Origin of the sequence: Promicromonospora sp. MEB111 (assembly GCF_030209445.1) — a bacterium.
Classification (GTDB): domain Bacteria; phylum Actinomycetota; class Actinomycetes; order Actinomycetales; family Cellulomonadaceae; genus Promicromonospora.
Genome location: NZ_JARVSD010000029.1, coordinates 12980 through 25544, shown reverse-complemented (window position 1 = coordinate 25544; position 12565 = coordinate 12980). Strand labels below are relative to the sequence as shown.

Annotated in this window: 12 protein-coding genes; 4 read left to right on the top strand and 8 right to left on the bottom strand. The window is 73.2% G+C overall.

Translation table 11 applies throughout. The features are described from left to right. Positions 1–54: 54 nt before the first annotated feature. The 4 genes from QRN56_RS26915 to QRN56_RS26900 all read right to left on the bottom strand — a co-directional run bounded on the left by QRN56_RS26915 (position 55) and on the right by QRN56_RS26900 (position 3780). Complete coding sequence (locus QRN56_RS26915; RefSeq protein ID WP_285108492.1) at positions 55–795, bottom strand: metal-dependent transcriptional regulator; 741 nt, start codon at positions 793–795, stop codon at positions 55–57. A 9-nt stretch (positions 796–804) separates the two neighbouring features. Then, on the bottom strand, positions 805–2472 hold the full coding sequence (locus QRN56_RS26910; protein ID WP_285108491.1) for a metallophosphoesterase family protein: 1668 nt from the start codon (positions 2470–2472) through the stop codon (positions 805–807). 124 nt (positions 2473–2596) lie between these two features. Beyond that, the gene (gene ku, locus QRN56_RS26905) at positions 2597–3403 is read right to left on the bottom strand and encodes a non-homologous end joining protein Ku (protein ID WP_285108489.1); all 807 of its coding nucleotides are present in this window, start codon (positions 3401–3403) and stop codon (positions 2597–2599) included. A 56-nt stretch (positions 3404–3459) separates the two neighbouring features. Continuing rightward, a complete protein-coding gene (locus tag QRN56_RS26900; protein WP_350224617.1) occupies positions 3460–3780 on the bottom strand; it encodes a glutaredoxin family protein in 321 nt (106 codons plus the stop codon). Positions 3781–3891: 111 nt separating this feature from the next. Between QRN56_RS26900 and QRN56_RS26895 the strand changes: the two genes are divergently transcribed. Beyond that, positions 3892–6528 (top strand): ATP-dependent DNA ligase, encoded by a 2637-nt coding sequence (locus tag QRN56_RS26895; protein WP_285108487.1) that lies wholly within the window; start codon positions 3892–3894, stop codon positions 6526–6528. 224 nt (positions 6529–6752) lie between these two features. Beyond that, positions 6753–7676 (top strand): NADP-dependent oxidoreductase, encoded by a 924-nt coding sequence (locus tag QRN56_RS26890; RefSeq protein ID WP_285108485.1) that lies wholly within the window; start codon positions 6753–6755, stop codon positions 7674–7676. Between the two features lie 102 nt (positions 7677–7778). On the opposite strand, the gene QRN56_RS26885 is transcribed toward QRN56_RS26890, so the two are convergent. From QRN56_RS26885 to QRN56_RS26870, 4 genes are all read right to left on the bottom strand, one after another. Then, positions 7779–8306 (bottom strand): GNAT family N-acetyltransferase, encoded by a 528-nt coding sequence (locus QRN56_RS26885; RefSeq protein ID WP_285108483.1) that lies wholly within the window; start codon positions 8304–8306, stop codon positions 7779–7781. Continuing rightward, positions 8303–8782 (bottom strand): VOC family protein, encoded by a 480-nt coding sequence (locus tag QRN56_RS26880; RefSeq protein ID WP_285108481.1) that lies wholly within the window; start codon positions 8780–8782, stop codon positions 8303–8305. Before QRN56_RS26880 ends, QRN56_RS26885 begins: the two co-directional genes overlap by 4 nt. Before the next feature lie 96 nt (positions 8783–8878). Beyond that, on the bottom strand, positions 8879–9730 hold the full coding sequence (locus QRN56_RS26875) for a siderophore-interacting protein (RefSeq protein WP_285108479.1): 852 nt from the start codon (positions 9728–9730) through the stop codon (positions 8879–8881). Positions 9731–9749: 19 nt separating this feature from the next. Then, a complete protein-coding gene (locus QRN56_RS26870) occupies positions 9750–11138 on the bottom strand; it encodes an MFS transporter (protein WP_285108477.1) in 1389 nt (462 codons plus the stop codon). A 118-nt stretch (positions 11139–11256) separates the two neighbouring features. On the opposite strand from QRN56_RS26870, the gene QRN56_RS26865 reads away from it, so the two are divergent. Next, the gene (locus QRN56_RS26865; RefSeq protein ID WP_285108476.1) at positions 11257–11796 is read left to right on the top strand and encodes a GNAT family N-acetyltransferase; all 540 of its coding nucleotides are present in this window, start codon (positions 11257–11259) and stop codon (positions 11794–11796) included. 76 nt (positions 11797–11872) lie between these two features. Then, positions 11873–12508 (top strand): GNAT family N-acetyltransferase, encoded by a 636-nt coding sequence (locus tag QRN56_RS26860; protein ID WP_285108475.1) that lies wholly within the window; start codon positions 11873–11875, stop codon positions 12506–12508. Positions 12509–12565: the final 57 nt, after the last annotated feature.

Sequence of the window (12565 nt, the reverse complement as noted above, 5' to 3'; positions counted from 1 at the left end):
ATTCGGTCTACCGTCGACGACACCGGCGACGAGCAAGAGGGAACGGGGAGCAGCCTACTCCTGCGCTACCCAGACGCGGGAGGCCGCCAGCAGGCCGAGATCGGCCACCCGCTCGTCGGCGTCGGACCCACCAGCACCACCCGCCGCGCCGTCGGCCCCGGGGGCCGGCGTGCAGGTCCAGGCCACGGCGACCGTCCCGGCGAACTCGCGCCGCGTGGTGACCTCCACGCGGATGTCCAGGTCCAGGCCCAGCTCGGCGAGGTACCGCAGCGCCTCCGGGTCGGCGTCGGAGATCCGCACCACCGTGCCCGCGTCGCCCGCGTGCATCGACGACAGCGGCACCGCGTCGGGCCGCACCACCGTGCCGTCGGCCGACGGGATCGGGTCGCCGTGCGGATCGCGCGACGGGTTGCCCAGCCGCGCCGCCATCCGCTCCACGAAGACGTCCGAGACCGCGTGCTCCAGCACCTCGGCCTCGTCGTGCACCTCGTCCCACCCGTACCCGAGCTGTTCCACGAGGAACGTCTCCAGGAGCCGGTGGCGGCGCACCATCACCAGCGCGAGCCTGCGACCCTCGTCCGTCAGCCGGATCGCGCCGTACCGCTCGTGCTCCAGCAGCCCCTGGCCGCTCAGCCGGCGCACCGTCTCGGACACCGTGGAGGCGCCCACGCCCAGCCGGTCGGCCAGATGCTTGGTGGTCACCTTCTCGTCCGACCACTCCTGGGCCGACCACACCGCCTTCAGGTAGTCCTGGGCAACGGGCGTCAGCTCGGCCGGGTCGGTTGTGATCTCCACGCCCCGAGCCTAGTTGCCCGACGCCGACGACGACGGCGAGGGCCCGGCATCCGGTACGTCACCCGGAACGTCGCCGGGCACCTCGTCCGGCAGCGGGACGGCCGGCGGGATCACCTGACGCTCGCTCACGGCCGCCTCGCCCTCGGGCGTCACCTCGACGAGCTGCCAGTCCACGAACTGCCGCCGCTCCGGGTCGAACCGCAGCACCGTCATCTCGGAGGTGTCGCGCAGCGGACCCACCGAGGTGTTCCCCTTGGTGGCACCACCGGTGCTCGCGTTCACGTACCGCACGCCGTAACCCACCACGTCGGGGCCGATCCGCGTGTGCATGTGCCCCGAGATCTGGAACGGCACGCAGCCCGACTCCAGGGCCGCGTCGCCGACCGCGGGCTGGTGGATCATCAGCAGGTCCACCCGGTCCTCCTCCGTGAACCCGCCCAGCCCGGCCTCCCCGGCCGCCTCGCACGCCACGTCCCGCAGGCGCTCGCCGGCCTGCTCGGGCGTCTCCTCGCGCGCGACCACCGTGCCGCCGCCGATCCGCGTCTCCAGCGGGTCCCGGTCCCCCAGGATCCGCACGCCCTCCACCTCGACGATCTCCCCGTCGAGCACGATCTGCCGGTTGGCCAGCTCCGTGGCCGTCGTCAGGCGCGAGTCGTGGTTGCCGTCCGACACGACGAACGGGACGCCGTCCGGCACCGCCGAGGCGAACGAGTCCACGCAGACCGACTCCACGCTCGTCCCGTTGATCGTGGTGTCCCCGGCATTGAGCATCACGTCGGGCGCCAGCCGGTCCGCGAGGTCACGGATCAGCGGCGTCATCCCCGTGTTGCAGTGCAGGTCGGAGACCAGCAGGAACGTCACGTAGTCCGGTTCCTCGGGGCTGCCCGACGCCGTCGGCCCCTCCTCGCCCTGCGCCGCCTCCTGCTCCGCGACCCGGGCGTCCCACGCCGCCAGCAGCTTCTCCCGGGCACCCGCGTAGAACACCTCGTTGGCCTGGTAGGTCTCCACGAGCTGGCTGCTGTACGTGTCGATCACGCCCGCCAGCCGGCCCGTGATCCGGGCGCCCTCCAGAGCCGTCCCCGCGAACACCGGCGAGGCCGGCAGCGCGGCCCGCTCCTCGGGCCCGGCGCTCGCCGTGGCGGTCGCGGCCACCAGCACGACGACGAGGCCGGCGGCGGTGATCTCCCAGGTGCGGGATGCGAAGGTGCGGGCGAGCTCCCGCCGTCGGGCGACGCCGAGCAGGGCCCGCAGACCGAACGCGACCCCGACCAGCACCACCGCCGCGGCGGCCGCCCCGCGCAGCGCGTCCCAGGCCAGCGCCCACGCCACGGTGCGCACCGTGCGCTGCGGGGTGTCGAAGAACTGCAGGTACCCGTCGAGGTCGCCCGCCAGCGCGTCGAAGCTGGCCGCGTCCACCGCCGAGAGGTCGGTGGGGATCTCGTGCACCGTGATCCGCACCCCGAGGGTCAGGGGCAGCGGGGAGTCGGTCACGACCGTGCCGAGCGGGCCGAGGTCGGCGACGATCTGGTCGTCCGCGGTGACCGCGTAGGTGGCCTCGTGCGGGCCGAGACTGAGGTCGGCTCTCGCCGTCGTGATCCCGAACATCAGGCAGAACAGGGCGGCTGCCACTCCCGCAAGGGTCCAGCGCAGCCAGCGGGGCGGGTTGGGACGACTCATCTCCTCTACCTTTTCATGCGTCCGCCGCACCCACCCGCCGCGAGGGCGGACGACGCCGCCGTCCGACGGCGTGCCCGGCCGCGCCCCGCCTGACCCCGCGCCAAGCCCAGCCGTGCGGGAGAGGTCAGCCGGTCTTGCGGGACTTCTTGGCGTCCGCGACGCTGCGCTTCAGGGCCTCCATGAGGTCCACGACCTCGGCGCCCTCGCCCTCCTCCTCGGCCTGCTCGCCGAACGTCGCCGCCGTGTCGACGGTCTCGCCCGCCTCCAGCTTCGCGTCCACGAGCTTGCGCAGCTGCACCTGGTAGTCGTCCTCGTAGTCCTCGGGCGTGAAGTCCGCCTCGAAGCTGCCGACGAGCTGGGCCGACATCGTCAGCTCCTTGGCGCTCACCTTCGCCGGCTCGTCGAGGGACGGGAACGCGGCCTCGCGGATCTCGTCGGCCCACAGGAGGGTCTGCAGCACCAGGATCTCCTCCCGGACCCGCAGCGCCGCGAGCCGGGTGCGCTGCCGGAGCGCGAACTTCACGACCGCCGTGCGGTCGGTCTCCTCCAGCGTGCGGCGCAGCAGCACGTACGCCTTCGTGGACTTGGAGTCCGGCTCCAGGTAGTAGGTCCGGTCGAACATGATCGGGTCGATCTGCTCGCTGGGCACGAACTCGACCACCGAGATCTCCCGGTCCCGCTCGGCGGGCAGGTCGGCGAGGTCCTGCTTGGTGAGCACCACGGTGCGCTCACCGTCGTCGTAGGCCCGGTCGATGTGCTCGTACGGCACCACCTCGCCGTCGATCTCGCACACGCGCTTGTACCTGATGCGTCCGCCGTCGGCGTCATGCACCTGGTGCAACGGCACGTCGTGGTCCTCGGTCGCGCTGTACAGCTTGACCGGGACGTTGACGAGACCGAAGGTCACGGCACCCTTCCAGATCGCCCTCATCCTTCTATGGTGCGCCCCAAGCGCACGACATGCCCAGGTTTAGTCCTGGGCCGGCGTCAGAGGCCCGCGCGGTCCAGCTTCGCGCAGAGCTCGGCGTTGGTGGGCTCCACGAGCTGCTCGCCGTCCGGGAAGACCAGCACCGGGATGGTCTTTCGCCCGGTCAGCGCCTCGGCCTCGTCGGCCCGGGTGGGGTGCGCGGCGAGGTCCACGTAGACGTAGTCCACGCGCCGGACGTCGAGCACGGCCTTGCTGCGCCGGCAGTCCCGGCACCACTCGGCGCCGTAGACGGTGAGCCGCTCGGGCCGGCCGATCGAGGGAGCGGCGGCGGCAGCCGAGAGGGGCGCCACGGACACGTCGATCGAGATGTCAGAAATCACTCGCGGGAGCCTAGCGGAGTTCTTCACCCGGCCTCTACACCGTTCGAGTGATCTCGCCGACTCCGGGCACGACTCCGAGCGCACGAGGCCGACCGGCGGCACGATGGTGGGATGGCGACGACGCAGACGGTCACGGTGGACGGCCACCGCCTGCGCCTGAGCAACCTCGACAAGGTGCTGTACCCGGCGTCGGGCACCACCAAGGGCGAGGTGCTGCACTACCTGGCGGAGGTGGCCCCCGTGCTGCTGCCGCACGCGGCCAACCGCCCCGCGACCCGCAAGCGCTGGCCCGACGGCACCAGCGGGCAGATGTTCTTCCAGAAGAACCTCGACGCCTCCACCCCCGACTGGGTCAAGCGCCGGTCGATCCAGCACAAGAAGTCGGCCAACGACTACGTGCTGGTCAACGACCTGGCGACCCTGACCTGGCTCGGCCAGACCGCGACGTTGGAGCTGCACACCCCGCAGTGGCAGTTCGGCCGCACGGGGGCGCGCCTCGACCCGGACCGCCTCGTGCTGGACCTCGACCCCGGGCCCGGCGCCGGGCTCGCCGAGTGCGCCGAGGTGGCGCGCTGGGCCCGCGAGATCCTGCGCGGCATGGACCTGGAGCCGTACCCCGTCACGTCCGGGTCCAAGGGCATCCACCTGTACGCGGCCCTCGGCAAGGCGGCCGACACCCGGCTCGACTCCGACGCCGTGTCCGCCGTGGCGCACGAGCTCGCCCGGTACCTGGAGGCCGAGCACCCCGACCTGGTCGTCAGCGACATGAGCAAGGCCCTGCGGTCGGGCAAGGTGCTGGTCGACTGGTCGCAGAACAACGGCAGCAAGACCACCATCGCGCCCTACTCCCTGCGCGGGCTCGACCGGCCCTGGGTCGCCGCGCCCCGCACCTGGGCGGAGCTGGAGGACCCGGACCTCGCCCAGCTCACGCCCGAGGACGTGGTCGCGCGCATCGCGGCCGACGGCGACCTCCTCGCACCTCTGCTGGAAGGGCACCTCGCCGCCCTGGAACCGACGTCGGAGCGCCTGGCCACCTTCCAGAAGCTGGAGACCTACCGCGCCAAGCGTGATCCGGCGAAGACCCCGGAGCCGTTCGGGCCCGCGACCAGCGCCTCGCCGTCCGGCACGGACGACGAGGCCGGCCAGGGCGACGCGGGCTCCGCGGCCTCCCCGGGCGACGCGGACCAAGAGGCCGCCCCCACCTTCGTCATCCAGGAGCACCACGCCCGCCGCCTGCACTGGGACTTCCGGCTGGAGCACGAGGGCGTCCTGGTGAGCTGGGCCCTCCCCCGCGGCGAACCCACCGACCCCGCGAAGAACCACCTGGCCGTCCAGACCGAGGACCACCCCCTCGAGTACGGCACGTTCGAGGGCAGCATCCCCGGCGGCGAGTACGGCGCGGGCGCCGTCACGATCTGGGACTCCGGCACCTACGAGCTGGAGAAGTGGCGCGACGACGAGGTGATCGTCACGCTGCGCTCCGCCGAGCGCGGGGCCCGGCGGCTCGCCCTGATCCGCACCGGCGGGCGCGACGGCGACGCCGAGAACAACTGGCTGATCCACCTGACCAAGGCCCAGCCGGACGGCGCCGGCGCGCCGGGCCCCGCCGGCCACACGAGCACCGCCTCCCCGGACGACACCGGAGCGGACGGCACCGGAGCGGACGGCACAGGACCGGACGGCGCGGCGCCGGCGTCGCGCACGACAGCACCGACCAGCCGGACGACCGGTACCCAGCGGGACGAACGGCGTCGGCCCATGCTCGCCACCGCCGCCGCACCCGGGGACCTCACCCGGCCCGACGACTGGGCCTTCGAGATGAAGTGGGACGGCTTCCGCACCCTCGCCCACGTCCAGGACCCCGAGACCCTGCGCCTGGTCAGCCGCTCCGGGCAGGACCTCACCGTCACGTTCCCCGAGCTCGCCGCGCTCGCGGGCCAGGTCGACGCCGCCCGCCTGCCCGTCGTGCTCGACGGCGAGATCGTCGCCCTCGACCGCGCCGGCCGCCCCGACTTCCGCCGCCTCCAGCACCGCGCCAACCTGCGCAAGGAGCGCGACGTCGCGCGCGCCAAGGCCCAGGTCCAGGTGGACCTCATGCTGTTCGACGTGCTGGTCGCCGACGGCGACGACGTCACCGCCCGCCCCTACACCGAGCGGCGGGAGCTCCTGGAGTCCCTGGTCACGCCGAGCGCGCCCGTGCACCTCCCGCCCGCGTTCGACGGTGACCTGGAGGCCGCCCTCCGCACGTCGCGCACCCTCCGGCTGGAGGGCGTGGTCGCCAAGCGCCGCACCTCCACCTACGCCGGACGGCGCTCGCACGAGTGGCTCAAGATCAAGCACCAGGCCATGCAGGAGGTGGTGGTCGTGGGCTGGCGGCCGGGCCGCGCCGACGCCTCCGTGATGGGCTCGCTGCTCATGGCGGTGCCGGACGCGAGCGGCGACGACTCCGGCCTGCGCTACGTCGGCCGGGTGGGCACGGGCTTCTCCGAGCGCGAGCGCCGGGAGATCACCACGCGGCTGCGGGGCATGGAGCGCAAGACGCCGGGCGTGTCCGGCGTGCCCGCGGAGGACGCCTCGGACGCCCGCTGGGTCACGCCCAGCCTGGTGGGCGAGGTGACGTACGCGGACTGGGCCGAGGGTCCGGACGGCGCGTCGGGCGAGCGGCGCATGCGGCACTCGGTGTGGCGGGGCTGGCGTCCGGAGAAGACGCCGGCGGAGGTCGTCGTGGACACCCCTGGTCACGGGTGACGCCGTGGGCCGGACGAGCGCGGCGACGTGCCGCGAAGTGCGTTTCTACCCAGTCATCGGGCCCGTGATCAGGTCGTTTCCGGGCCCAATGGCTGGGTAGAAGCGCACCGAGGTCGGGCGACCCGGGGGCGCTTGGCACACTATTACCGATGCAACAGCGGTCTGTGCCCGGCTGGTGCGGCGTGCGCGGAATACCGGCGTCCGCCAGGCAGGTTGTCGCCTGCATGCGAGCGATCACGTATGCACGGTTCGGCAGCGCCGACGTCCTGGAGCTCACCGAGCAGCCCGACCCGCACATCGGCCCCGACACCGTCGTGGTGCGAGTGCGGGCGGCGTCGGTGAACCCGGTCGACTGGAAGATCCGCGAGGGCTACCTGCAGGGCCTCATCGACGCGGAGCTGCCGGCGATCCCGGGCTGGGACGTCGCGGGCGTCATCGAGCAGGTGGGCCTGGACACCCCCGAGTACCAGGTCGGCGACGAGGTGTACGGCTACGTGCGCAAGGACACCGTGCACGGCGGCACGTTCGCCGAGCTCGTCGCCGCGCCCGTGCGCACCCTGGCGCGCAAGCCGGCGTCGCTGAGCTTCGAGGAGGCCGCGGCGGTGCCGCTCGCGGGCCTCACCGCCTACCAGGCGATCCAGCGGGCCGGTGTGCGGGACGGCCAGACCGTGCTGGTGCACGCCGCGGCCGGCGGCGTCGGCGCGTTCGCGGTGCAGATCGCCAGGGCGCTGGGCGCCCGCGTCATCGGCACGGCGAGCGAGCGGAACCACGAGTTCCTGCGCGGCCTCGGCGCCGAGCCCGTCACCTACGGCGACGGCCTGGCCGACCGCGTCCGCGCGCTCGCCCCGGAGGGCGTCGACGTGGTCCTGGACTTCGTGGGCGGCGGCACGGTCGCCGCCAGCACCGAGCTCCTGGCCGACGGCGGCACGGTCGCCTCGATCACGGACCCCACCGCCCGCTCCGAGCACGGCGGGCACTACGTGTGGGTGCGTCCGTCGACCGCCGACCTCGACGCGCTCACCGCGCTGTTCGACGCCGGCAAGCTGTCCGTCGAGGTGGCGCAGGTCTTCGACCTCGCCGACGCGGCCGACGCCCACCGGGCCAACGAGTCCGGCCACACCCGCGGCAAGGTCGTGGTCCGGGTCTGACCCTCCCCCCTGGCCGGGTGGCTCGGGGGGCCGGCCACCCGAGTACTGCCGACCGCAGGGAGGCAGGCCTGGGATCAGGCCGGGCCCGGGCCCGCGTGGGGATCAGCCGTAGACCGGTGGGTAGCTGATCGCGCCGCGCAGGCTCGCGTCGGCCGGGTCGTAGGCCGGCAGGAGGTGGACCTGGCCCGCCTCGGGCGGGGCCCAGTCCGGCAGCTGCATCTCGATCCCGTGGTCGCGGGCCGCGACGAATCCGAGCGCCCCGTAGTACGCCGGACTGCCCTCCAGCACGACGAAGGGCTCGCCCGCCTGCTCGGCACCCGCGAGCACGGCCCGGACCAGGGCCGAACCGATGCCGCGCCGCTGGTGCTCCGGTACGACGCCGAGCGGGGTGAGCATCGCGACCTCGCGCTCTCCGGCCTCGCCCGTGACGGTGCAGCCGGTGATCATGACGTGGCCCACCACCGCGCCGTCGGACACCGCCACCAGCGAGAGCGCCGGGCGGTAGATCCAGGACTCGCGGATGCGGTCGACGCCGTCGGCGACCCGGTCCTCGTCGAAGGCCGCGACCTGCACCGTGCGGATCGCGGGGAAGTCCTCCGGCGCCTCGGGCCGGATCGTCCAGTCGCTCATGCGTCGGCGGGTTCGGCCGGGGCGGACTGCTGGGTCGCTTGCTCGGCGGCCTGCTCGGCTACTTGGTCGGCCGCTTGGTCGGCGGCGCCGACCTCTTCCCGCGAGCGCAGGACGCAGAACTCGTTGCCCTCCGGGTCGGCGAAGGTCACCCAGCCCGATCCGGGACCGTAGATCCCGCGGTGGTCGTCGACGACGGTGGCCCCGAGCGCCTTGACCCGCTCGACCTCGACGTCGCGCAGGTCCGCGCGCGGACGCAGGTCGAGGTGCACCCGGTTCTTGACCGTCTTGGCCTCCGGCACCTCGACGAACAGCACGTCCACCCCCTCGCCGTCGGGGTCGACGATCATGCACTCCTCATGACCGGGCAGGTTCGGGTCGCCGGGCACGTCCTGGTAGCCGAGCACCGGTTTCCACCACTCGGACAGCGTGTACGCGTCGGAGGAGTCCACGGTCACGTGCGAGACGAATGAAGTCATGCGGGGACCCTGGCACAGCCGCCCCCACGCGCCAACGCATTAACCGCGCGGCTGGGTGGTCGGCAGGCGAGCACCAGCCCGGCCCGGCGCCGGAGCTCAGCTCGGGGACGAGCGGCCGTGGCGCCAGTAGCCGACGAAGTCGACGTGCGCCTTGGGCACCCCGCGATCGCCCACCAGGTGCCGGCGCGCGCCCGTGGCCAGCGCCGACTCGCCGATCGTGAAGGCGTACACGTCACCGGTGCGCCCCGCCAGGTCCAGGGCGCACAGCTCCGCGAGCGCCGCCTGCCCGGGGACGGCGTGCGGGTCGGCGTCGGACCGCACCACCCAGCGCACCTCGACGCCGGTCGGGGCGCGGAACTCCTGCTTGTCCGCGGCCGTGGGTACCTCGACGACGGCGAGGCCGCGCGCGTCGTCGGGCAGGGACTCGCAGATGCCCGCGACGGCGGGCAGGCCGGACTCGTCGGCGACCAGGAGCGTCCAGTCGTGGTCGTGCCGCGGGTTGTAGGCGACGCCCTGGTCGAGCAGGCCGACGCGCAGGCCCTGCTCGGCGGCCTGGGCGAAGCCGGCCCCCGGTCCGACGGCATGTCCGCCGTCGTGCCCGGCCTCCTCGTCGTCCCCCGCGTGCAGCACGAAGTCGACGTCGAGCTCGTTCAGGTCGGGGCGCGCGGCGCGGACGGTGTAGTTGCGCACCCACGGCCGGCGGGCCTTGGGCGTGGTGAGGTACTCGGCGTACCAGAGCCCGGAGGTGCGCGTGGGCAGGCGCAGCATGTCCTGCTCGGCGCGCGGCAGGAACAGGCGGAACCACTGGTCGTAGCCGGCGGGCGTGAACCGGTCGAGCTCGTCGCCGCCGAGGGTCACGCGCATCATGTTCGGCGAGACCTGCTTGGTGCTGATGACCTCGGCCATCACGACGTGCGGGTCGACGGCCTTGCGCCCCTTGAATGCCATGCACTGAGGTTAGGCATACCTAACTGGTTTTGACCAGGTTTGCGTCGGGATCTACTCCACGCACGTTCCGGATCCCCACCAGCGACAGCAGCCCGCCGAGGAACAGGAGGCCCGCCGTCACCAGGAGGGCCCGGTGGAACGACGCGACGTCGAGCACGCCGCCCGTGATGATCCCCGCGAACGCCACGGTCACCAGGCCCGCCACGCGCGCCACGGCGTTGTTCACGGCGGAGCCGATGCCGGCGTCGTGCGTCGGGACGGCGCCCAGGATCGCGGCCGTCAGGGGCGCCACGGTGATCGCGAGGCCGAGCCCGAAGACGAGCTGACCGGGCAGCACCTGCGTGGGGTAGTACGCGGTCTCGTCCATGGCGAGCATGAGCAGGTAGCCGACCCCGGCCACGATCGGCCCCACGGTCATGAAGAGCCGCGGCCCGTACCGGCCGGCGAGCGTGCCGAACCATGCCGACAGGGCGATCATCGCGATCGTCGTCGGCAGCTGCGCCACCCCGGACGCGGTGGCGGAGTACCCCGCGACCTGCTGCAGGAACAGGGTGAGCACGAAGCCGCCCAGCGACAGCGCGCCGTAGATCGCCGTGGTGGCCAGGTTGCCCCAGGCGAAGTTGCGCGCCCGGAACAGGCGCAGCGGCAGCATCGGGTCCGCCGCCCGCCGCTGGTAGAGCACGAACGCCACCAGCATCACGGCGCCGGCGATGATCGAGACGAGGATGACGGGCGACGTCCAGCCGAGCCGCTCCCCCTCGATCAGCCCGAACACCACGCCCGCGAGGCCGAGCGCGGCCAGCATCGCGCCGGGCACGTCGATGTGCCGGCCCGGCTCGCCCTCCGCGGCGGGGACGCCGCGCAGGAGCCAGAGCGTCACGGCGATGACGGGCACGTTGATCCAGAACACCCAGCGCCACGATGCGAAGTCCACCAGCATGCCGCCCACGAACGGGCCCACGATCATCGCGCTGGTGGTCAGCGCGGTCCACCGGCCGATCGCGCGGGACTGCGCCTCGCCGCTGAACGTCGCGATGATCAGCGCCAGGGAGCTCGGCACCAGCAGGGCACCGGCCACCCCCTGCAGGGCACGCGCGAGCACGAGGAAGGGACCGGTGGGCGCGACGGCGCACAGGATGGAGGCGAGGGCGAACCCGACGAGCCCGGCGGCCAGCACGCGGCGCCGGCCGTAGACGTCGGAGATCGAACCGGCCACGAGCATCAGCGCGCCGAGGGTGATCAGGTACGCGTCCACGACCCACTGCTGCAGGGGCAGCGCCTCCATGCCGGGCCCCGCCAGCTCGTCCGCGATCGCGGGCAGGGCGACGCTCACCACCGTGCCGTCGAGGAACGATACGAAGGAGCCGAGGACGGCGACGACGAGGACTCGTCTCTGGAGTGTGGTCACGGGCCTCACGCTATGCCCGGCCACCGACAACCGCCCCGCCGCCAGGATTTCGCCCGAGGCAGCCGGCCTCGACCCCGTCGTGTCCCGACCACGCCCGAACATCCGGCACGATCGCCCCATGGACCTGACGATCCGCCCCGCGACCCTCGACGACGCCGCGGCGTGCGCCGACATCTACTCCTACTACGTGCGCGAGACCCACATCAGCTTCGAGTCCGAGCCGCCGGACGCCGAGGAGATGGCGCGGCGCATCGCGAGCTACTCGGCCGGCCACGCGTGGCTCGTCGCCCTGGAGGCGGGCACGACCGACGTCGTCGGCTTCGCGTACGCCGCGCCCTACTCGCCGCGCGAGGCCTACCGCTGGTCGGCCGAGACCAGCGTCTACCTCCAGCAGGGCCGACGCCGGACGGGCGCGGGCCGTGCACTGTACGAGGAGCTCTTCGACCGGCTCTCCGCGCGCGGCTTCCGCCGGCTGGTGGCAGGCCTGGCCCTGCCGAACGAGGCCAGCCTGGGCCTGCACACCGCCCTCGGGTTCGAGGTGGTCGGCACGTTCCACCAGATCGGCTGGAAGCACGGCCGGTGGCACGACGTCATGCGGCTGCAGAAGGACCTGGCGCCCGGGCTCGGGGACGCGCCGCCAGCCGGCGAGCCCGGCTGATCTACCCGCTCGGCCGGTCGCCGTCAATTCAGTGTTGCGATCATCCTGGCCGCACGGAACACGAAAGGATCCGTGCATGGACAGCATCGTCCGCGTCGCGACTCCCGACGACGCCGCAGCCTGCGCCGCCATCTACGCCCCCTTCGTCGCCGACTCGGCGGCGACGTTCGAGACCCGCCCGCCGGACGCCCGCGAGATGACGCGCCGCATCGAGCGCTTCTTCGGCCGCGAGACGTGGCTGGTGCTGGAGTCGCACGGCACGGTCGTGGGCTTCGCCTACGCCAAGCCGTTCGCGGACCGTCCGACGTTCCGGTGGACGCTCGAGACCAACGTCTACGTCGCGACGGAGCACCAGCGTGTCGGCGGAGGCCGCGCCCTGTACGAGGCGCTCCTGGCGCGGCTCGCGCGCCGCGGCTACCACCGCGTCGTCGCGAGCATCGTGCTGCCGAACGACCCCGCGATCGCGCTGCACGAGGCGGTCGGGTTCCAGCGCGCGGGCTCGTTCGAGAAGATCGGCTGGAAGCTGGGCGCCTGGCGCGACGCCGTCCTGTTCCAGCGCGACCTCGTGGCCGACGACGGCCTCGCCCCCGGCAACCGCACCGCCGACGCCGAGCTGCAAGGCCTGCTCACGCCCGAACCGCTGGAGGTCACGCGCACCCCGTTGCTGCGCCCGCACCCGGCGGAGGACCAGGTCGCGTACTTCGGCGACTGAGCCGGAGGCGCAGCGGAGGGTGCGGGCCGAGGGACGAGGCACGCGCCCGCAGCGGAG